The sequence below is a fragment of the Desulfovibrio inopinatus DSM 10711 genome (assembly GCF_000429305.1).
Lineage (GTDB): Bacteria > Desulfobacterota > Desulfovibrionia > Desulfovibrionales > Desulfovibrionaceae > Alteridesulfovibrio > Alteridesulfovibrio inopinatus.
Genome location: NZ_AUBP01000006.1, coordinates 13,140 through 33,248 on the forward strand (window position 1 = coordinate 13,140; position 20,109 = coordinate 33,248).

The 20,109-nt window shown below is 51.0% G+C and carries 18 protein-coding genes and 2 tRNA genes; 7 read left to right on the forward strand and 13 right to left on the reverse strand.

What is annotated here, in order from left to right:
• Positions 1–38: 38 nt before the first annotated feature.
• Positions 39–737: a hypothetical protein gene (locus G451_RS0106290; protein WP_027183577.1), complete on the reverse strand. Its 699-nt coding sequence runs from the start codon at positions 735–737 to the stop codon at positions 39–41.
• Between the two features lie 25 nt (positions 738–762).
• Positions 763–2,175 (reverse strand): radical SAM/SPASM domain-containing protein, encoded by a 1,413-nt coding sequence (locus G451_RS0106295; protein WP_084448418.1) that lies wholly within the window; start codon positions 2,173–2,175, stop codon positions 763–765.
• 196 nt (positions 2,176–2,371) lie between these two features.
• Here G451_RS0106295 and G451_RS28010 point away from each other — a divergent pair, with 196 nt between their 5' ends.
• Positions 2,372–2,623 carry an NHLP leader peptide family RiPP precursor gene (locus G451_RS28010; protein ID WP_051261226.1) on the forward strand — a complete coding sequence of 84 codons (252 nt, stop codon included), beginning with the start codon at positions 2,372–2,374 and terminating at the stop codon, positions 2,621–2,623.
• A gap of 187 nt (positions 2,624–2,810) precedes the next feature.
• Here G451_RS28010 and G451_RS28015 read toward each other — a convergent pair whose 3' ends face one another.
• The 4 genes from G451_RS28015 to G451_RS0106320 form a co-directional block, all read right to left on the reverse strand.
• Positions 2,811–3,731, reverse strand: a complete 921-nt coding sequence (locus G451_RS28015) for a bifunctional helix-turn-helix transcriptional regulator/GNAT family N-acetyltransferase (RefSeq protein WP_051261227.1) — start codon at positions 3,729–3,731, stop codon at positions 2,811–2,813.
• A 165-nt stretch (positions 3,732–3,896) separates the two neighbouring features.
• Positions 3,897–5,039, reverse strand: a complete 1,143-nt coding sequence (locus tag G451_RS0106310; RefSeq protein ID WP_027183579.1) for an MFS transporter — start codon at positions 5,037–5,039, stop codon at positions 3,897–3,899.
• A gap of 575 nt (positions 5,040–5,614) precedes the next feature.
• Positions 5,615–5,690: transfer RNA gene (locus G451_RS0106315), tRNA-Phe, on the reverse strand.
• Between the two features lie 64 nt (positions 5,691–5,754).
• Positions 5,755–5,830: transfer RNA gene (locus tag G451_RS0106320), tRNA-Phe, on the reverse strand.
• Positions 5,831–5,987: 157 nt separating this feature from the next.
• Between G451_RS0106320 and G451_RS0106330 the strand changes: the two genes are divergently transcribed.
• The 4 genes from G451_RS0106330 (at position 5,988) to G451_RS28025 (ending at position 9,916) form a co-directional block, all read left to right on the forward strand.
• Positions 5,988–6,284 (forward strand): hypothetical protein, encoded by a 297-nt coding sequence (locus G451_RS0106330; protein ID WP_027183580.1) that lies wholly within the window; start codon positions 5,988–5,990, stop codon positions 6,282–6,284.
• Between the two features lie 153 nt (positions 6,285–6,437).
• Positions 6,438–7,724, forward strand: a complete 1,287-nt coding sequence (locus tag G451_RS28020) for an NAD(P)/FAD-dependent oxidoreductase (protein ID WP_051261228.1) — start codon at positions 6,438–6,440, stop codon at positions 7,722–7,724.
• A gap of 137 nt (positions 7,725–7,861) precedes the next feature.
• Positions 7,862–8,116 carry a HypC/HybG/HupF family hydrogenase formation chaperone gene (locus tag G451_RS0106340; protein ID WP_027183581.1) on the forward strand — a complete coding sequence of 85 codons (255 nt, stop codon included), beginning with the start codon at positions 7,862–7,864 and terminating at the stop codon, positions 8,114–8,116.
• A 9-nt stretch (positions 8,117–8,125) separates the two neighbouring features.
• Positions 8,126–9,916 (forward strand): chloride channel protein, encoded by a 1,791-nt coding sequence (locus tag G451_RS28025; protein WP_051261229.1) that lies wholly within the window; start codon positions 8,126–8,128, stop codon positions 9,914–9,916.
• Between the two features lie 116 nt (positions 9,917–10,032).
• Here the strand turns inward: G451_RS28025 and G451_RS0106350 are convergent, their stop codons facing one another.
• From G451_RS0106350 to G451_RS0106360, 3 genes are read right to left on the reverse strand one after another with little or no spacing between them, the layout of a single operon-like run.
• Positions 10,033–11,601, reverse strand: coding sequence for a DHA2 family efflux MFS transporter permease subunit (locus tag G451_RS0106350; protein ID WP_051261230.1), 1,569 nt, complete (start codon positions 11,599–11,601; stop codon positions 10,033–10,035).
• 6 nt (positions 11,602–11,607) lie between these two features.
• Positions 11,608–12,894, reverse strand: coding sequence for an HlyD family secretion protein (locus G451_RS28030; RefSeq protein WP_051261231.1), 1,287 nt, complete (start codon positions 12,892–12,894; stop codon positions 11,608–11,610).
• 18 nt (positions 12,895–12,912) lie between these two features.
• Positions 12,913–13,488 (reverse strand): TetR/AcrR family transcriptional regulator, encoded by a 576-nt coding sequence (locus tag G451_RS0106360; RefSeq protein WP_034641145.1) that lies wholly within the window; start codon positions 13,486–13,488, stop codon positions 12,913–12,915.
• A gap of 481 nt (positions 13,489–13,969) precedes the next feature.
• Here G451_RS0106360 and G451_RS0106365 point away from each other — a divergent pair, with 481 nt between their 5' ends.
• Entirely contained in the window at positions 13,970–14,602 is a 633-nt protein-coding gene (locus tag G451_RS0106365) for a PEP-CTERM domain protein (RefSeq protein WP_027183584.1), read from the forward strand.
• Positions 14,603–14,794: 192 nt separating this feature from the next.
• Positions 14,795–15,436 (forward strand): PEP-CTERM domain protein, encoded by a 642-nt coding sequence (locus tag G451_RS0106370; protein WP_027183585.1) that lies wholly within the window; start codon positions 14,795–14,797, stop codon positions 15,434–15,436.
• Between the two features lie 149 nt (positions 15,437–15,585).
• Here the strand turns inward: G451_RS0106370 and G451_RS0106375 are convergent, their stop codons facing one another.
• From G451_RS0106375 to G451_RS0106390, 4 genes are all read right to left on the reverse strand, one after another.
• On the reverse strand, positions 15,586–16,065 hold the full coding sequence (locus G451_RS0106375) for a hypothetical protein (protein ID WP_027183586.1): 480 nt from the start codon (positions 16,063–16,065) through the stop codon (positions 15,586–15,588).
• A complete protein-coding gene (locus G451_RS0106380) occupies positions 16,037–16,246 on the reverse strand; it encodes a hypothetical protein (protein ID WP_027183587.1) in 210 nt (69 codons plus the stop codon). Before G451_RS0106380 ends, G451_RS0106375 begins: the two co-directional genes overlap by 29 nt.
• 98 nt (positions 16,247–16,344) lie before the next feature.
• On the reverse strand, positions 16,345–17,718 hold the full coding sequence (locus G451_RS32380) for a bacteriohemerythrin (protein ID WP_051261232.1): 1,374 nt from the start codon (positions 17,716–17,718) through the stop codon (positions 16,345–16,347).
• Positions 17,719–17,738: 20 nt separating this feature from the next.
• Positions 17,739–20,057, reverse strand: coding sequence for a cysteine synthase (locus G451_RS0106390; RefSeq protein WP_027183588.1), 2,319 nt, complete (start codon positions 20,055–20,057; stop codon positions 17,739–17,741).
• Positions 20,058–20,109: the final 52 nt, after the last annotated feature.

Consider the following 20,109-nt stretch of genomic DNA (forward strand, 5'->3'; position numbering starts at 1 on the left):
GGGCCTGTTATCCCGTGCAGCGGAGAAAGAACGCGTTGCTAGGCGGCGCGCTGGAAATTCCAACCAGGCAATCCAGCCAACCAATCCGGCAAATCATCCACCGAGACCCCGATAATCGTCATACGAAATTTGCGGGGGCGTTGTACGATGGCCGTACCGACGCTGAACAACGAGGCCCCTTTGGGCAGGGTGGTGGAAAAAGATTTCAACGAGGATTGCAGAGCATCATCAACGGCACCGACAAAAAGATGGTCGAGGATACGGAACATTTTTTCAAGGCTCTGTTCCACAGAGTCCTGAAACGCGGTGTTCGCATCTACGTCCAAACGGTGGAGGGGGGCAAATACCCGCGGTACAGGAATATGAGAACTGTGAACGTCGAGGTCGAATTCAAGCCAAAATGGACCGAGGTCGTTAAAGAGTCGGCTGTGAGGATTGTGCCAGTCACGTAGAAAGTGACACAACTGTTCCATGCCGGCCGTATCTTCCTGGCGTGGTGAAACGTGTCGCGCCAAGCTGGCAATATGGCTCTCGCGAACGGTTTCTCTGGTGCAGTAGAGGGAGATATCCACCGGCGCGGGGCCGTTTCCCATGCGACATTCAAAACCGGCGTTTAATGGCGGGAAATGTTGGGTCACTCGGGTGATTGGTTCCAAAGCGGCTTCGGAGAGAAGCGAACCCGCTCCATAGGGCGCTGCAAGAGCAAAATCATGAGCAAGCGTGGGGGGATTCTTCATAGGTGTTCTCAAGAAATCGCGAGTTTTAGCCGAAAAGGACAGATCTCAACGCCTGATCGATCGTTTGTTCCGCGTTTGCATCCAGATTGAGCGTGAACGTTTCAACGAAAAAACGCTGTTCCTGGTTTAGTGAAATGCCTTTCTCCTGCAGGTAATGTTGTGGATTCGACGCGTACTTGGCTCGTTCCGTCTCCTCGCGCAGCAGCTTCAGGGCGCGCAATATATGACCATTGCGGAGGAGCGTGGAAAGGTTACTTTTATTCGCATGCATGAAGCTGCGGGCGATAATGTCGTATTCCTGTTCAGGGCTTGTGGTCAGCGGTGGCGATTCAAATTGCTTGTTGTCATGGGCTGAAATGTCCTGTTGTTGCAGGAGGTCTTTGAAGCAAAATGCCGGTGGTGCAAAGAGATCGCCTGTTTGACCGAACACCACGGCCGGACAACCGCGGCAGATGGTGAAATATTCACATTCTCCGCAACCACTGAAATACGCGGGCCGGCGAAATTTCTTCAATGTTTCCGAGCAGAGAAAGACTTCGGCAAAATCCTGTTCCGGAAGTTTACCCACAACCCAGGGAAAGCGCCTGCATGCTGCCACACTTCCGTCAGCCAGAATGGTTGTACACGTAAACCCCACCAAACACTCTCCGGCGTCCGGAGACACCGCATAGGGAACGGGCGTGACGTCTCCTCGCACTGCACGCAGCATTTTGAAAAGATGTGATTTCTCACGCAACACCAAAGGGTTGCCGGCTTCGCGCAGGAGACGCTTTTCTTCCAAGTAGCTGGTGAATGTTTCGAGTAGGGCATGCGGCCCCAGTTCCATGACATCGTTGTCCAGTTGCGTCCCGTTGCCGACGGCGGCAAGGAGGTCGAAGGCAAAACGATTTGCCGCGGTTTTCTCGGCTACATAGCGCACCAAAGGGAGTAACTCATGCCTGTTGCCCCCATGCAGTGTAAACATGATCTGTGTTTCAATGCCGCGATCTTTGAGTTTTTCCAGAGCAGCCACCGTTCTGGCGAAACTGCCTTTTCCTCGTAAGGAGTCATGGGTTTGCTTAAGGCCGTCCAGGCTCAGTTGGAATCGCTTCACGCCCAGTCGGGCCAATTCATCGAGACTGTCTTCATTCAGCGATTCCGGTACGCCCATGACAAGCACGCTCTTGTTCAGCCTGCGGAGTTCTTGGAACAATTCTCGCCAAACAGGGCGTTGTAAGGGATCTCCCCCGCTGATGGCGAAATGTGTCAGGGGGGTCTGCCACGTCTTTTCGAATGCACAAAGATTTTCCAACACCCGCCAGAGGGTTTTGTCGGAAAGCTCATGATGACGTTCGGCATTGTATGTGCGATCGTCATACATATAGCAATGTTTACACCGATTGGGACAACGCGTGGTAATACGCCACTGAACGGTAAGGCTCGATGGCTGGTACTGCATGAGTAGTGACGTCTATTTTCAACGGCTTGGTTGCTCAAGACAACGAGAAAAACATTTTTTCATATGGAAAAATGTATCCAGTTGCAGTATCTCCAGCAACTAGAAATTGAGTTCTCTTGATTAACTCCGTTTCCCTCTCTCCTTTTAACCTCATCACTGGAGGACCCTATGCCCCCAACAAACCCCTCGAGAAGAATTGACCGCAAAGATTGTCACCAAAGCACAACAAGACGCGACGTTTAAACAAGAACTGCTGAACGATCCGAAATCGACATTGGAAAAAGAATTCGGCATGTCCCTTCCCTCGGGGCTGGAGATCGACGTTGTTGAAGAGACGCCGCAAAAAGTCTTTCTTGTGTTACCCATCATCCCTGGAGATATCGAATTGTCCGACGAGATGGTGAAAAAAATTGCAGCCGGCTATGAGAACATCACGGGTTGTAGCTGAGAATAGTCTTCTGTCTTGATTTTTTTCGTGGATAAGGAGAGGAGCCGTTATGGGTTTCCCCAAAACATGACGGCGAAATATCTTCACGTAAGAACCTCTCCTTGTTCGAAAAATCATTTTCTGCGTCGTGGTTGAAGTATCGGGGCTGCATTCCAGAACGCATCACGTTGCATAAGAGATCCCTCCTTTAGAGTTCAAGAATCCATTTTTCTTCTCGTACGGTTTGATCGCCCATCGTGCCTTCTTTTTCTTCCACGCAGTGGAAACCGAATGCGCTATAGAGTTTCCGGGCGCTGTGGAGATGGGCTATCGTCCAAAGGAAGGTTTTAGCGTAGCCCGCTTGTCGGCTGAAGGTGATGGCCTGTTCCATGAGTGCTTTCCCGATTCCCAGTCTGCGGGCGTGGGGTTGAACGAGAAACCACCGGAGCTGTGATTCTTGGGAAGAGTCCTTGACGATAGCGATGCTGCCGACAGGTTTGTTCTCATATTCTGCTATCCAGACGTTGCTTCCTGCGTCTTTCTTGTTCAGGTATGCAGCAACACCAGCTACCACATATTCTTCAAATTTGTCCGAGAAACCATATTCTTGGGCGTAAATTTCGCCGTGTTGCGTGATGATCCACCCGAGTTCTCCTGCTTGCGCTGTACGAAGTCGGGGAGATTTCTGGGGAGATGTATGCTCTTCACGGGCTCCGAGGACAGAGCGCATAGTTTGTATCGCTTCTTGGAGACGTTGAAGATCTGGGTGATCAAGATGTCGGAGTAAATGGTGTGCTTGTGCATCGGCCATCTGGTTCAAATCATGTAAAAGTTTTTCACCATCTGGTGTGAGCGCCAATGGTAAAGGCGTTCGACCTCCTGGCCCTGTTTGGCGTTCAATTAATTCACGTTTGCGTAGTCCTGCAAGAATTCGACTCAACTGGCCTTTGTCCATACCCAAGAGCTGCGATAGGTCTGCAGCGGAAGAAGTTGGTGTTGCCCCAATTTCATAGAGCACCCGTCCTTCGGCCAGACTCAATGGACTCTCCAACAGCCTTTTGTTCAAGAGGCCGACAAATTGTGTGTAAAATCTATTGAATGACCGAAATTCTTTGATGGTCGTATTCATGCGCTGCTCCGTGTGTTTTTGGAGAGCTTGTGTTTTTGTGTTGATAAAGTCAACTCAAAAAGATCGTAGAACGATTCCGATATGAGGGAAGAGGAAAAAACGGTGTGACTGAGAAGGCCGACGAAACGATGTTCGCCGGCCTGAAATCACAGAGGAATTCGAGTATTACGATTGATGTACGCGCTCTTGTTGTCGTCTCCCGTAGCGCAATAGAAGAAACATGGTGCCGAGGAGACATCCTATCAGCAGGTTGCCCCCAAAGGTGATGCCGACAGCGTTGATAACAAGAGGGCCAAGGAAGTATCCGCATCCCCATATGAGGTAATAGTACCCAGACGCTTTCCCTTGGTTTCCTGGCAAGACAGACTCATTGACCAAAGCGAGCGAAGACACGGTGAATGTTCCGAGTCCGAAACCGAAAACGAGAGGCGCAAAGTCAAACCAGCGTGAAGAATCGGAAAGCAATCCCCACAACCCCACGGCGAGAAGAGCAAGGCCGACAGTGAAGAAGGGAGAACGACCATATCGGTCGGACAGGCTTCCGATGCAACTCTGCGCAACGGCGATTCCTGAAAAGACTTTGATATAGAATATCGCAATGGCATGCTGTGAAAGGCCGAGTGATGTCGCCAAGTGGACAGGAATACTGCTCGTCACAAGACCATAGACGGCCCCGCATAAGACGATACCACTGGCAAGGAATTTAAGGGACTGTGTCATGTCGGCAAGGCGATACTGTTCTCCAGAGCTTTTCGTTGAAGATGGAACAGCGTGAACCGTCATCACGACGAGAATTGTCGCTATGATACAGAGCCAGGCAAAAACAGTGAATGCCGTTGTGCCGAGTACTGCGGATTGCTGCATGATAATGATTGGACCGAGAATCATGCCAAAGTGGAAAATCGCATTGTACCCTCCCATGACGCGTCCGCGTGCTTCGGGGTACAATCGTCCAAGTAGAGCCGGCGCGCTTGCCCATACAGGTGCTTCTCCGGCGCCTTGAAGAAATCGTCCCAGATAGAGACCCATGGCGGAATCAGCCATAAGAAAAACTCCGGCTGCGGCGGCCATGAGTAGAAAACCGAGAGCCAGAACACATCGGTAACCGAAGCGATCTGCGAGGAATCCTGCAGGATATTGGCACACCATATACGAAACAGCGAAACATGACGATAACCAGCCCGCGGCATTGATGCTGCCGGAGAGCTGTATATAGTATTGTGGCATGGCGACTCCGGCCATACTCATTCCGATCATAGCGATACATACGGCAAGATAGAGCCCTGCCAACGCAAGGTGGCGTTGCATACTCTTCCCTCCTGGGAATAACGAAAATGTCTGTGAAGAACCGCCGGCACGGTTTGGACCGTGACGGTTTGTCAATAGACGCAGGAGGGGACAGAGAAGATTGGACGCAATATTCCTTGTGCCGTTGATGTAGGCATCACGGACAAAGGTGCGATCTATTCGCCGGGAAAGCCCCTCCTCTTAACGAAGAGGAGGCGAGATGGAGAAAAGAAGGGATGACATTGTGTAATAAACTCTCTTTTTTTCTTGAATAAACGTGGTGACACCGGGTGTCAAACGTATTCTCGGGAGAGAAGAAGTGATCCTGTCAGAGCGTGGGCTACAGTTATAGGGCCGATATCACTGTGGCCAGGGAAGACTGGGTGGGGGGGGTGAGGTTGGGGGTTCTCCCTCAAAGATAGGGGCAGGACCGGAAACTCAAAAAAATTGCTTTCTCCATCCTGCCTCATTATCCAGAAGTTGGCCCAGTGCAGCAATCACGGCAGCCTGAATCTATCTTGAAGATCAACACTCTCGAAGACAGTAACAACAAAAAGGGCCGCGACATACATCGCGGCCCTTGAATAAATATCGTGTGGTGCCGAGGGACAGAATTGAACTGCCGACACGGGGATTTTCAGTCCCCTGCTCTACCGACTGAGCTACCTCGGCATCGAGGTATTGGTGAAACAAAAAGAGGTCGCAATATGATCGCGACCCCTTGAGGGAAATTTTGTGGTGCCGAGGGACAGAATTGAACTGCCGACACGGGGATTTTCAGTCCCCTGCTCTACCGACTGAGCTACCTCGGCGCCGAGGAAGAAATGTCTATGCAAAATCTCCGGGCTTGGCAAGCATTTTTTTTTCACGTAGACAATTTTCTCATGAACACCGCAGACATCACGTTTTCCATAGTCGGCTTGGGGCTCTACCTCTTTCTTTTTCTCTATTAATTAACCACTTGAATTCATGCTGAAATTTATCATCATCTTGTTCGTTGCCGTCTGGTTGCTGGGTCTGCTGTTCGGCAACCAGAAACGCCTCATCAAAGATCTCAATCATCTCTTGCAGTTGGTGTTATGGGTGGCGTTCCTTCTGCTCGGGGTGAGTCAGTTCGATCGATTCGATGTGGTCAAAGAAAATGTTATCCTGGAAATCTTCCTCACCCTGCTCTGGATTTATGTGTCGTATAAAATATCCCGCCTGTTGCTCTATTTCTTCACCGACCCCAAAAAACGCGAGAAGACGCAAAAATCGCGTTCGTAACGTCTATTCCATGATGGAGCATTGATTCTTCCATCGGGCTTTGCTATTCTTTCATTCTGGTATTCTCCCGCAGTCCGCCCCCAACAGTGGGGCGGAGCATGTAGAGAATCCAGCAATATACAATTTCGCCGTTCTCTCAAGCCTGGAGGCAACATGCACTATGTCATCATCGGCAACGGCGTGGCATCCATCGGCGCCATCGAAGGTATTCGCAAGCACGACAAGACAGGAAACATCACCGTCATTACGGAAGAAGACGTTCCCACGTACGGCCGTCCTCTCATCTCGTATTATCTTGGTGGAAAAGTAGATCAAAAACGTCTCCAGCTCAAGGAAACATCGTTTTACGAAGTCAACAACGTCGATGCGCGACTGGGCTCGCGTGTCGATCATATTAAGCCCGAAGCAAAAACCATTCACACCACGGGTGGCCAAACCATCCCCTTTGACAAGCTCCTCATCGCCACGGGTGGCGAACCCGTCATTCCGCATATTCCCGGCGCGGTCTGTCCCGGAGTGTGCTGTTTTACGCGGCGTTCCGATGCGCAAACCATTATTGAACTTCTCGATTCCGCAAAAAGCGTCACGGTTGTCGGCGCGGGCCTCATTGCTCTCAAAGCCGCCGAAGGCTTGGTTGAACACGGCCAAAGCGTGACATTACTGGTGCGCTCTCGCTTGATGCGTGCCTATTTCGATGAATATGCTTCCGAACTCCTGGCCCGGTATATCGAATCGCAAGGCGTCCGCCTCGTTTTTGGTGCTTCACCCAAAACGGTCCTTTCCAATGGAGAGGGATATATCACCGGACTGGCGACCACCGCCGGTGATATCGCCACCGATCTCATTATTTTGGCCGCCGGAGTCCAGCCGCGTACGGAACTGACCAAGGGAACTCCCATCACTGTGGAAAAAGGCATTTTGGTCAACGACCACATGCTTACATCGGTTCCGGATATCTATGCCGCCGGGGACGTGGCCCAAGCCATCGACTTCCTCACCGGCAAAGCTGTTGTGATGCCGATCTGGCCAAGCGCCTATAACCAGGGGTTCATCGCCGGCCGCAACATGGCCGGAGGCGAAGTGTCATGCCAGGGAGAATTGTCCATGAACTCCATCAGTTATTTCGGCCTGCCTACCATGTCGGTCGGTATCGCCACCCCCGACAAGCCGGCCGATTACGAAATTCATACTACACGTGATGACGACACGTTTACTTATCGCAAACTCGTTTTTCAGGACGATATTCTTGTCGGTTATCTGCTCATCGGTGACATCGACAACGCCGGCCTCTACACTGGTTTTGTCCGCTTCCGCATTCGTCTCGACGAAGAGCAGAAAGCCAATATCATCGACGGCAAGCCATCACCGCTCGATTGGCCCGAAGCCATGTTTCATGCCGACCTCCGTCACGATGGCCCGCATTGGCATGTGCCGGAGTAAAATCCTCCGCGGTAACATGACAAATAATTCCACCCAGCACCGGGAAAGCCCTTGCCGGTCGGGGAGAAGGCATTATACGATAGAGTACAGTCCACGGCCGGCCATTATGCCGGCCGTCATTTCCTAAGGGAGGAACCATGTGCCTTGCCGTTCCCGCGCGGATCGAAAAAATTGATGGAGACACCGCCGAACTTCGCGTCGGCGATACCGATACGTTTATCACCGCCTCGCTCATGCTGTTGCCCGAACCCGGGCAAATTGGCGAATACGTTATTGTCCATGCCGGGTTTGCCATGCACAAACTCGATGTGAAAGACGCTGAAGAAACCATCAAGCTCATGCGCCTGATGGCTGAAGCCATGGAGCCGGATTTCCAAGAAAGTCCCAGTTAGGCGATCATCATGTCTGCCGCCAAGCCGACGCTGATTCGTCGTTGCACCAGCTATCTCAATGTCGAGCGACACGCCCGATGGCTTGGCCTGTCGCTTCTTGTCGGGGCGGTTGCCGGACTTGGCGCTGTGCTGTTCGACGTGTTGCTTAAACACGCCGTGCACTTACTCATTGATCTCCCCATGGGCCTCACCGATCCCCCTGTTGGAACGGAACCCGACGCATCGTTCTTGCCGTATCTCGGCTCGTATTGGATCGTCTTCATGGCAACACTCGGTGGTCTTGCCTCAGGGCTGTTGGTCTTCAACCTCGCTCCCGAAGCCGAAGGTCACGGCACCGATGCTATGATCGAATCCTTCCACCGACGAGGCGGCTATGTGCGAACCCGCGTTCCCCTTGTCAAACTCGTTGCTTCGGCACTGACCATCGGCTCTGGCGGCTCGGCCGGGAAGGAAGGCCCCATTGCCCAAATCGGTTCCGGATTTGCGTCGTTTCTCGCCACAAAGCTTAAACTAAAACCCCGAGAACGCCGGATTCTCCTGCTTGCCGGCGCGGCTGGCGGGATCGGTGCAATCTTCCAGGCACCGCTCGGCGGGGCGTTGTTTGTCCCGGAAGTGCTCTATCGCGATACGGAATTCGAGTTCGAGTCCATTCTTTCATGCATTCTCTCGTCCATCATGGCGCACGCCGTCTTTTCTCAAGCCATGGGACGACACGCCCTGTTCAGTCCAGGCCTGGTTCAGTTTTCCATGCCCAATGAACTCCCGGCCTATGCCTGTTTCGGCGTCGTCTGCGCCATTGTCGGCTTTATCTACATCAAGACGTTTTACGGATTACGAGACCACGTCTTTCACAAAATCCCAATTCCGGACATGTTCAAGCCAGCCATTGGCGGCTTTTTGATGGGATGCGTGGCACTATTCTATCCCGAAGTTATCGACGGTGGGTATGCACACATTCAAGATGCGCTCGCCGGAAATTTCTTCTGGGGCACCATGCTCATTCTCGCGTTCATGAAGATCATCGCTACATCGTTCACCATCAGCTCCGGCGGTTCCGGCGGTGTCTTTGGGCCGTCCGTCTTCATCGGCGCCATGCTCGGTGGAGCATTCGGGCAATTCGGCAACCATCTTGCTCCCGCCTGGGTTGTGCATCCCAATGCCTTTGTCCTTGTCGGTATGGGGGGATTCTTTGCCGGCGTGGCGAAAGTCCCGGTCTCTTCCATCATTATGGCCTGTGAAATGAGCGGAAGCTATACGTTGCTCGTCCCGCTCATGCTCGTTTCGACCATTTCTTATCTTCTGCTCGAACGCGTCAGTTTGTATGAAAAGCAAGTGTTCAACCGGATTTCTTCACCTGCGCACAAATCCGAAATCGCCCGAACACTGTTGGCGGACATGTTCGTCTACGAAACCGTGGCCGAACGCCCGATTACCGTCATCAACGAAGCCTTGCCCTTCAAAGACCTCGTTCGACTCGTCACCCAGTCCACGGAATCTTATTTTCCCGTGGTCAACAAAGCAGGTGACATGACCGGCATTCTCTCTATCAACGACATCCGGGAAATCATGTTCGATGATTCCCTCACGGCGCTCATTGTGGCCAAGGATGTCGCGACGTCCAATGTCGTCCGCGTTTACTGGCATGAGACCCTCGGCGATGCCTTGGACAAAATGGTCCGTCTCAATGTCAACGAACTTCCCGTGGTTCGCGAAAGCGACCCCGACCGCATCGTGACCATGATTTCTAAACAGGACATTATCACGCGTTATTACTCGACCGAATGCTCATACAGTTCATAACGACACTTTTGTTCAATCATACCCTTTGAAAACACAACCGCCCGGCTTCCTGTCCTCAAAATAAGAACAAGAGACCGGGCGGTGAATGTTTGTCACACTTCGACCAGCGTGTTGGGTCAACGTCGTCGCAATCGTTTCAGCCAGCCGGATTGATCCGGAAGCAAAAAAACAATAGGCGCCATAACGATAAATAACAGTCCGAAATACAACGACGTATCATTATACGACATCATAATCGCCTGCCGGTTCAAGAGGCGATTCATCAACCCCAGGGCAACCGTCGGCGCCGCCGTTGCGCTCACGCCGAGTTGATGGACCATCGCCGTTGCCGTATCCATGTAGGACTGCGTGATCTGACTCAAATTGCTGACATGCGATGCCATATGAAAACGATGCATTTGCTCTCCATGACTCACCAAGGTGGCAGCCATGGCGTATCCGATATTCCCGCCGATACGTCGTGTCAGGGTAAATATTCCCGATGCGTCGGTCATATTGCTTCTATCCACCGTACTCAACGACACCGTGCTCAACGGCACGAACACAAAGGGCATGCCTGCTCCCATAATGAGAAGCGATGGAACAAGATTCCAAAATCCGGCATTCAAATTAAGTTGCATGAGATCATAATAGGACCATGTGATGATCCCTAATCCCAATAAAATAAGTGTCCGAAAGCCAAGGCGATTGAACAACCATCCGGCTATCGGCATGAACATCAAGAGCGTCAAGCCGCGCGGTGCCAGCACCAAGCCGGCTTGCAAAGCGGGGTATCCCAAGAGTTGTTGGGTGAACTGAGGCAGAATGAATGTGGTTCCGAAAAGTGCGATCCCAAAGAGCAGCCCGATAAATGATCCGAGTGATAAATTTCGATCCTTGAGAACTCGCAGATTCACAACCGGCTCTTGCACGCGTAGCTCCCAGATAATGAGGACTAACAACGAAACCACAGCAATGGCAGTTCCCACAATAATTTGATCCGACTCGAACCAATTCTTTTCCTGACCACGTTCAAGCACAATCTGCATTGCCGTCAGGCACAACGTCAGGAGAGCAATGCCCTGCCAGTCGATGGATTTCACTCCACGCCGCAGATACGCCGGATCATGAATATATCGGATGGCCAGCGCCATGCCGAGCGCGCAAACAGGTACATTGATATAAAATATCCACTCCCAGCCATACGAATCGGTAAGCCACCCTCCAAGGATCGGCCCGACGGCCGGCGCCAAGACGACCCCCATGCCATACATGGCCATGGCCATGCTTTGCTGCTCTTCCGGAAAGGTTTCCCGTAAAATCGCCTGCGAAAGTGGAATAAGCGCTCCACCACCAATGCCCTGAATGACGCGGTAAATAATCATCTGTGTAAACGTCGTCGATGTACCGCACAGTATCGACCCCAGGGTAAACAGCGCATACGAGGCAAGAAACAGGCGTTTGCGTCCAATCAACGCCGACCACCAGCCCGTCATTGTCACCATGATGATCTCGGCGATACTGTAGCTTGTCGCCACCCAGGTAATCGCCGACAGATCCTCGCCGAATGTTCCCATCATGAATGGCATGGACACGTTGACCACGCTGATATCCATCACGGCCATAAACGCACCGAACATGACTGTCACGGCGATGATCCAGCGCTCAGCCGGAGTCAACTCTTCAATATCTTTATTGGTATCCATATACGATCACTCGGATACAACCGTAGACTGCTGCACTTCGGCATGTTGCTCCCCGACAGTATCGGGAGAAACGAAACCAGCAGCCGCTAATGAAGCGTTTTCTGTGTCGGTGATATCGACAACCGGTACCGTCGACATCCCTGGAGCCAACACATATCTGCTTGTGTTTTCATCCTGATCAAACACTATCTTCACTGGAATACGTTGCGTCACCTTCACAAAGTTGCCTGTGGCATTTTCCGGAGGCAACAGGCTAAAGCGCGCACCAGTTCCGCGCTGAATGCTGTCCACGCGGCCATGGAACGTCACATCAGGATAGACATCGACTTCAATATCCACCTGTTGTCCCGGTCGCATATCGGTGAGCTGTGTCTCTTTAAAGTTCGCCACCACCCAGACATCGGACTGGACGATGGACAACAAACCTTGCCCGACCTGCACATAGGATCCGGCTTCAACCGATTTTTTCGTCACATACCCGCTACACGGGGCAACAATATGTGTGTGCGACAAATCAAGTCGTGCCTGCTCCGTTTCCGCACGCGCTTTATCCAGATCGGCCTGACGCGCCTTCACTTGTGCCATCGCCTGAGAAAGTGATCCTTCGGCCACGTTGATGGCGGCTTCGGATTGCACAATTTTGTCGGATTGGGTCTCCATTTGTCGCTTGGCCGCATTCATCTTGGCTTGCGAAATGGTGGACGCCGTGGAAGCATGGTCAACATCCTGCACTGCCACGGACTTGGATCTGGCGAGACTGCGATAGCGAGTCAAGTCGGCTGCGTCACGTTCATACGCCGCTTGGGCTTGTGTCAGGTTGGCCTGCTCCAGATGCAATGCATCACGTTGATATTCCAGATCGGCCTGCGCTTGTTTAAGGCTGCTTCGGGCTGTGGCAACCTGGGCTTCCGCCTCGAGGACATCAGCTTCGGCGGCTTTTTCGGCAGCCAAAGAAGCATCAAGTGCCGCCTGATAATCCCGAGGATCAATACGGAGCAATTCATCGCCCTGTTTGACCGCCTGGTTATCCTCAACAAAGACTTGAAACACGTGCCCAGGTACGCGGGGACTCATCAACACGACATGGGCCTCGATAAACGCATCATCCGTCGACTCATGCGAAATGGCATGAAGATACAACGGAATACACGCCCCAACAGCCGCAAGAGCCAAAATGACTAGTACAATACCGGTTATGCGACGCCGCGGTTTTTTTGATGGCTGCGTATTATTGCTTTGCGTCGAATCGGGTGACGAGGGCTCCGTGCCGGGAGAGACTTCTTGGTGAGCCATACATATACTTCCTTTACATCAATGCGTTTTCCGCAAACTCTTCAACACAAAATTCAAAATATGTTCGCACATGATGTCCACATCCAGTGTGTCAGGCGCAAACAAAATGGCCGATCGAATAAGCCCTGGAACGAACACCGCTGTCAGCTCAGGATGCACATCCTCAAAAACTCCCTGCTCCACCCCCCGCCTGAGGACGGTTTCGATGAGGCCGTACATTTCCATGCGCTTTTGGTTCCATTCTGCCGTGTCCGGACAATTCACCACCGTGCCTCGCATCAGTTCGGTCACGAATTGTTTGCCATGCAGTGCATAAAAGCACTCTTTGATAATTCCGATGAGTTGCTCTTCGGGTGATTTCATCGTGGCATCGACATGCCCTCGCATCCGATCGACTATTGCTGAATATCCCGTCAGACTCACCGCGAGGTACAACTGTTCTTTGCTCTTAAAATATAAATACAGTGTCCCCTTCCCAACACCTGCAGTCTTGGCGACATCGCTCAAAAGCACCTTATGGAACGGAAGACTGGTAAACAGTTCTCTGGCCGCCTCCAGAATCCGCATACGTTTGTCATCATTTTGCATTGTCATACAAACCTATTCTGTCTTCAAATTAATCAGCCGATCTGAAACCAACAAATTTCATACACACCCGAATCCAAAACACTGATGTCCGGGTGCCGAAACGATGTACTGCTTACGTTCAATTTGTCCTTTTTTCTGAAAAAGAAGGAAGTCGGAGGGAAAACCGACGCAAAACTGACTGGTCAGTTCTGGATATGAGATGTAGGCGTGGACCGACAAACTGTCAAGGCCCCCTTTAATCTGCCCGTCCTTTCTTTCCGCATCATATTGAAGGCGACAATGGTGTATCGCTCAACAAAGTGGATTCACGCGTCCATATATTCCAGACGTAATCATATTTCTCCAGACAAATCGTCTTTTTCCAGAAGAAATTATGCTCGCCCCAAACATAATCAGCTGAAATAGCAATATTTATTTATGGTACGTTTCTTTCATAAGGTGAACACTAACTCAATTTCCATGTGCAACCTTCTCTAAAGGAATCAATATGAAAATCCGGCATACCGTGTATCAAATTCCGGCTCTTGTCATACTCTGCAGCATGATGTTCGTGGGCCAAGCACAGGCTGCCTATGATATAATTGATCTTTCGTCTTTTGTCTCATACGGCGGGAGCCAGGACCAAGGAAGTGCCTCCTATGATAATACTTCAGGCGTATTGACGCTCGGAACAGACACCTGGAAAGGTTTTGATATCTCAAGCCTTGACTTTGGCGATAATTCAACGCTGACGTTTGACTTCAAAGCTTCGGCAGAATCCGAAATCCAAGGTCTTGGTTTTGGCATTGGATCGAGTTCGACCGACGTCAATTCTTCAAATTTCAAACCATATACGTACCGACTCTACGGGGTCCAGACGAACTATGGCGCCAATACATCATATTCCTATACAGGGGATGGAGACTGGCAAACATTCAGTATCGATCTGAGCTCACTTTCCACCAAAGATTTCGACTACCTTGTCTTTATCAATGATTTTGACAACGACGTTAAAGGAGGCTCTGCCGCCGAAGTGGCGATTCGCAATGTCGCGATTGCCTCGACGCCTATTCCCGGAGCGCTCTGGTTGTTCGGAAGCGGAATGCTCGGCATGATCATGGTTCGCCGCAAGATTTCCTAGCAACGCAACGTTCACCTCCTGTGGATAAAGCGCCACCATAACGTTATCAAGACAATGGGGGATACCTCACGGCATCCCCCACTCAGCCTCCGAGTAGATCGGTAAAGAATTATAACGGTCTATCCACTGCTACCCGTTTGTATTTCCATACCATACTCTACAATACCTCTTGCATTCAACGAAGGAACAAATATGAAAACACGCCATCTTTTATACTCTGCTTCGGTGTTCATCATATTATGCACTGTGATGATTGGAGGACAGGCTCAGGCTGCATATAACAGCATCGATCTCTCCACCTTCGAATCGTATGGAAAGAAAAATCAAAGTACGGGAGACGCCTCATATACAGGTCAAGAACTGATTCTTGACTCGGACGCGTGGAAAGCAGTCAATATTTCCAATCTTGACCTTGATAACATCGCAAAGCTGAAACTGACGTTTGATTTCAAAGCCTCGGCAGAATCCGATATCCAAGGTATTGGCTTTGCGACCGGATCGAGTTCAAGCAGCGTCTATGAAAGCGACTTACGAAAAAACGCCTACAAACTCTCCGGGCTCGCTAAATATAATTGCTCCAATTCTTCATATACCTATACAGAAAATGGAGAATGGCAATCGTTCAGCATCAACCTGTCATCCTTGTACGATACGGATAGTGACTTTGATTATCTCGTTTTCTTCAACGACTACGACGGCAATGTAAAGGGAAGCAGTCCTTCCGAAGTGGCATTTCGTAATGTCGCCATTGCCTCGACGCCTATTCCCGGAGCGCTCTGGTTGTTCGGGAGCGGGCTCTTGGGCGTGGTCATGATTCGTCGTAAACGTGTATAACACCAAACGTTAATGCGCCGCGTTCATATCCCTGTACCCATGTTTGGTCGTTCGACACCAAAACAAACGGAGATCTCCCCAGCGGCTCTTCATTATTGGGAAAAAGACGACCAAAACAATCAAAAAACGCACATAAAAACAAGTGAATGTCACGTTCCTGTCAGCATTTTAACCCCTTCCTCAAGAACACGGTTCAGACCGTATTTGGCACCAAGGAGAATAATGAGAAGAAAACCAAGAAAAAATGTAAAAACAACCGATCCCAAAAAACTTTGTGTTATCGCTGCCCACCAGGACGTTTTGGCTTGTGCAAGATCATCTTTCAAGCGTCTTTCAAACTCAATGCGAATATCGTGGACCCGCTCAGACAAGACTTCGTTTTGAATCTCAGCAAGATCGTTCAGAGCCAATTGACGATACTGATCAATTCTATCATTACTCAAGTCATGGAATAACTTCAGATCTTCTTCCGTAGGATTTCGGTCGTTGTTCTCAGTTTTAAACCGTTCGATAAAATGTATTTTTTCTTGTTTATAGATTCCATAAGCAAGCAATCCAACAAGATCATCCGATTTTTCAACAAGCTTGGAGAAAATAAAATTAAACTGCCTTTTTGGCTCGGCGCTCATTTATCCTCTCAATAGCTTCAGAAATTTCATGGTAACCAACTTCCGGATCGACATTAATCGGTCTCCCCAAAAAATAGATCACACTCGGCTGATCAGCGGCTCCCCCTTGCCTCGCCATAATCCGATCATTGGCTCTTTGAACCATACGTGGTGTAACGATGAAAGTATTTCGATCCGCCATATTCTCCCCTCCTCGATATTCACTCAATACGGAGCAACTTCTTTGTCAGGTACGAATGCCTTGAGACTTTGTCAATTCCAACAGCATGGCACCTCGTTTCACTTTTCCCTATACACCTCGGCGTACTTCCGATCCCTTTGACTGATATGCCCAACAATCCAGTCTTCCAGAAAACTCCCGACATTGGCCGGAAAGACATAGGACTTGTCGCGATTGAGCTGCATGACTTCCCCGGTGATGCGCCGATGCTCCCGGATATGTTCTTCAATATCAGGGTAATTCATCTTGCGCATAAAGGTTTCTTCCCGAGCGAAATGTCCGGCTGTGTATTCCAGTAAACGATCGAACAACCGTGATAAGGCTTCTCGCCCTTGCCCTTGTTGGACGGCCTGTTGAAAATCCTCTGCGTACTTTACAAGCACACGATGTTCTGCATCAATAGCCGGAATGCCGAGTAGCAGATCGTCCGTCCACTTGATATCACATTCAAACCCACACGCCGTGGTCTCTTCACATTGTGCTGCGGCAACCAGGCAGTCTTCTTTTTCCAGCACCACATCCGGCGCGGGTTGGGTCAAACGTTCACCACTCTGCCGTGCCACGGCCACAGGCACTGCTGCCTTGGTCAAGACCATGGCTTCGGCAACGGTGATTGGCACATCTTTCATATGCCGATAAATACGCAAGCCGTATCCCATCGTTTCCGAAGGCTCGACAGCACTCACTTCATCGCCATGTCCTGTCTCCCGCGCGAGGATATGGGCAATCTGTTCTCCGCCCAAGGCAAGCGGATACACCACAGTATTGGCGCCAGCCCGGATCATTCGGTATTCAATGTCCGGATTTGATCCTCGTGCGACAATGTAGATATCCGGATGAAGCTCCCGAGCAGCCAATGCGATATTGATATTCGAGGCATCGTCATTGATACACAGTACAATGGTTTTGGCCTTGCGGATACCAACGTTCAAAAGCACTCCATCTGAAGCAGCATCCCCGTGTGCGGTCAGATACCCCCGTCGTCCGGCTTCTGCCAAATGTGCTTCATCAATATCGACGATAACAAACGGTAAGCGCATCTCATGCAACTTCAGCGCAACAGCCCGCCCAATCGTCCCGTATCCACAGACAATCGAATGGTGATTGAGTTTCAATACCTTGTCTCGTATTCGCCGTTTTTCATACAAATTACGAACTCCAGATTCAACAATCATTCTTGCTACTTGCGTGGCAAACACAGCAGCAAGTCCCAAACCGCAGAAAATAAGCCCCATGGTAAAGACACGGCCGGCCGGAGTCAGGCTATGGACTTCCCCATAGCCGATGGTCGTGATGGTAATGATGGTCATATAGAGTGCGTCAAGAAACGACCACCCTTCCTCAATGAGCATATATCCGACGGTACCCGCGGCAATAACAAACACCACGGCGAAGAGGATTTGCACACTCCGCCGTTTCGACTCATTTTCCATGCTTGGTCTCTTTTTTTCCCTCACTCGACCCGATACAACCGCACACCGTCCTGGTTGTCTTCCACTTTATATCCCAACGTTGCGAGTTCGCGGCGCAGGTTATCGGCTGTCGCATAGTCTTTTGCCCGACGAGCCTGTTCACGTTGCACCACAAGGTCAGTAGCATGCTGAGGCCATTCGGATTGCGGAAGAGGAACGGCACTGTGATCAATAATATGTAATATGGCGTCGATCCCGAGTAGGGCCTGACGGCAGACGGCAGCTTCCGCTGGCTGAAGGCGATTTTCAGCCAAAGCCGTATTGACGATTCGGCAAAACTCAAACAAATCAGGCCAAAAATGAAACAGACTCAAATCATCTTCAATGGCAGCGGAAAGCTGTTCGGAAAGTTGGTGTGCGGCGTCGGCAATCTGTCCCGTCGCCAGTTTGGGGTCAACATTGGTTGTATCGGCAAACGCAAGCGCGGCAGCCACATCTTGAATACGGCGCCAATTCTTCGTCCACATTCCCAGGGTTTCCAATGTTAACGACAACGGTTTGCGATAACTCGCCGAAAGGAGCCAAAGACGTATGGCAAAAGGAGAAATGGCAAGCTCATGAGCAAGCAAATCCGTCATGGTCGTGGCAACGAGTTTATCAAGCTTGGAGACGACACGCCGTGCCACCATCCAGGCCTCGGGCCCGGCCCCCGTCGTCAATGACCAGATGGCGCGAAGGTTTTCAAGGTGCGGGAATGTCTGTGCCTCACCGACCATCACCACGGACAAGCGCGGCAAGCCAGCCAAACCAGCGGCACACATCTGCAGGAACCAGCTCGGACGCACATTCCCCCATGTGGTGACAAGTCCTTCCCCCTGCTTGAGGTCTTGCAAACTGACACGCTTGAGCAGCGTGAAATCCATGGGATTTTCTTTAAGATAATTTTCCAGATCAACGGTTTTTCCAAGACTGAGCTTCCCGAGATCGGTCTGCAAGAGAGAGCCATAGGCTTTGTCACGAGCAACGTCGAAATAGACCGAACGCAGCTTTTCGTAGGCACTACCGCGAGCGACCAGTTTCTCCACCATGTCGAGCATATTCTTAGAATATTTGCCCGCTGTGACAAACTCGACATTTTCAGACACGGCAAGACGCTCGGCAATCTCATGCAGATGAGCAAGCGCCTGCCCGGTAAAATCAACGCGATTCAGTAAACGAGAGCGTGCTGCATCCAACGTACGGTCATCCATGTCGGCCAATCCCACGGCAACATGAACACGTTCTCCAGACGCGGCAAGGTGGTTGGCCAACACATCAAGAAACACAATCCGGCGCCAGGCATCAATATCATCTTCACCGGACAACGCCGGCCCGGTGGTGAACAGTCCGGTACCGCCACCTCCACGCACGGGGTGTATCTTTTCCGAAACAGCCACATTGTACAGGCTCACGCCTTGATGTTTGACGGCTGCAAACAGCGGCGTACTCAGATAGCGCTCGCCGCCATCCGGAAATATGACAACAATCAAACCAGACTCAAGACGTTCCGCCGTCATCAACGCCCCCGCCAATGCCGCGCCTGAACTCATCCCGACGAAGAGGCCTTCTTCGCGAGCAAGGCGTTTACACATATCAAACGCCACTTCATCTTCTACGCGAAGAACACTATCCAAAGACTTCTTATTATAAATACCAGGAGGATATGACTCCTGCATATTCTTCAAGCCCTGAATTTTGTGTCCCGGGCGCGGTTCAACGGCCAAGATTTTGACAGCCGGGTTCATTTCGCGCATGCGCTTTGTGATCCCCATAATCGTGCCCGACGTGCCAAGCGTGGCAACAACGTGCGTCACCTTACCATCTGTATCGTTCCAGATTTCAAGTCCCGTCCCATGATAATGGGCATCAATGCTGGCCGGATTATTGAACTGGTCCATCAAGACATATTTATCCGGGTGCTCACGATAAAGCCGATACGCTTCCTCAATGGCACCATCTGTCCCAAGATGTCCCGGTGTCAGGACAATATCGGCACCGTACGCGCGAACAATCCGCTTGCGTTCTTCCGATGCGGCCGACGACATGAGCAACTGGAGTTTATAACCTTTCATCGCGCACACCATGGCCAACCCGATGCCGGTATTGCCTGATGTCGCTTCAATTACGGTTTTTTCCGGGGTGAGTTCGCCCGAGGCTTCAGCCGCCTCGATCATGGACAGGCCCACCCGGTCTTTGATCGAACCGCCCGGATTGGTCATTTCCACCTTGGCGGCAATTGTCACGTTCTTATGGGGATTAATTCGATTCAGTACCACCAACGGCGTATTGCCGACCAGGGAAAGAACATCCTTATACAACATGGTTCACCTTCTGTATGCATTCAGGGCGTAATCGCACGTGTATTTCTAGTGA

What these genes read in the sequence shown, in the direction of transcription:
- G451_RS0106290 (WP_027183577.1), bottom strand. Translation starts at nt 737, where the DNA reads ATGAAGAATCCCCCCACGCTTGCTCATGATTTTGCTCTTGCAGCGCCC.
- G451_RS0106295 (WP_084448418.1), bottom strand. Translation starts at nt 2,175, where the DNA reads ATGCAGTACCAGCCATCGAGCCTTACCGTTCAGTGGCGTATTACCACG.
- G451_RS28015 (WP_051261227.1), bottom strand. Translation starts at nt 3,731, where the DNA reads ATGAATACGACCATCAAAGAATTTCGGTCATTCAATAGATTTTACACA.
- G451_RS0106310 (WP_027183579.1), bottom strand. Translation starts at nt 5,039, where the DNA reads ATGCAACGCCACCTTGCGTTGGCAGGGCTCTATCTTGCCGTATGTATC.
- G451_RS0106330 (WP_027183580.1), top strand. Translation starts at nt 5,988, where the DNA reads ATGCTGAAATTTATCATCATCTTGTTCGTTGCCGTCTGGTTGCTGGGT.
- G451_RS28020 (WP_051261228.1), top strand. Translation starts at nt 6,438, where the DNA reads ATGCACTATGTCATCATCGGCAACGGCGTGGCATCCATCGGCGCCATC.
- G451_RS0106340 (WP_027183581.1), top strand. Translation starts at nt 7,862, where the DNA reads ATGTGCCTTGCCGTTCCCGCGCGGATCGAAAAAATTGATGGAGACACC.
- G451_RS28025 (WP_051261229.1), top strand. Translation starts at nt 8,126, where the DNA reads ATGTCTGCCGCCAAGCCGACGCTGATTCGTCGTTGCACCAGCTATCTC.
- G451_RS0106350 (WP_051261230.1), bottom strand. Translation starts at nt 11,601, where the DNA reads ATGGATACCAATAAAGATATTGAAGAGTTGACTCCGGCTGAGCGCTGG.
- G451_RS28030 (WP_051261231.1), bottom strand. Translation starts at nt 12,894, where the DNA reads ATGGCTCACCAAGAAGTCTCTCCCGGCACGGAGCCCTCGTCACCCGAT.
- G451_RS0106360 (WP_034641145.1), bottom strand. Translation starts at nt 13,488, where the DNA reads ATGACAATGCAAAATGATGACAAACGTATGCGGATTCTGGAGGCGGCC.
- G451_RS0106365 (WP_027183584.1), top strand. Translation starts at nt 13,970, where the DNA reads ATGAAAATCCGGCATACCGTGTATCAAATTCCGGCTCTTGTCATACTC.
- G451_RS0106370 (WP_027183585.1), top strand. Translation starts at nt 14,795, where the DNA reads ATGAAAACACGCCATCTTTTATACTCTGCTTCGGTGTTCATCATATTA.
- G451_RS0106375 (WP_027183586.1), bottom strand. Translation starts at nt 16,065, where the DNA reads ATGAGCGCCGAGCCAAAAAGGCAGTTTAATTTTATTTTCTCCAAGCTT.
- G451_RS0106380 (WP_027183587.1), bottom strand. Translation starts at nt 16,246, where the DNA reads ATGGCGGATCGAAATACTTTCATCGTTACACCACGTATGGTTCAAAGA.
- G451_RS32380 (WP_051261232.1), bottom strand. Translation starts at nt 17,718, where the DNA reads ATGGAAAATGAGTCGAAACGGCGGAGTGTGCAAATCCTCTTCGCCGTG.
- G451_RS0106390 (WP_027183588.1), bottom strand. Translation starts at nt 20,057, where the DNA reads ATGTTGTATAAGGATGTTCTTTCCCTGGTCGGCAATACGCCGTTGGTG.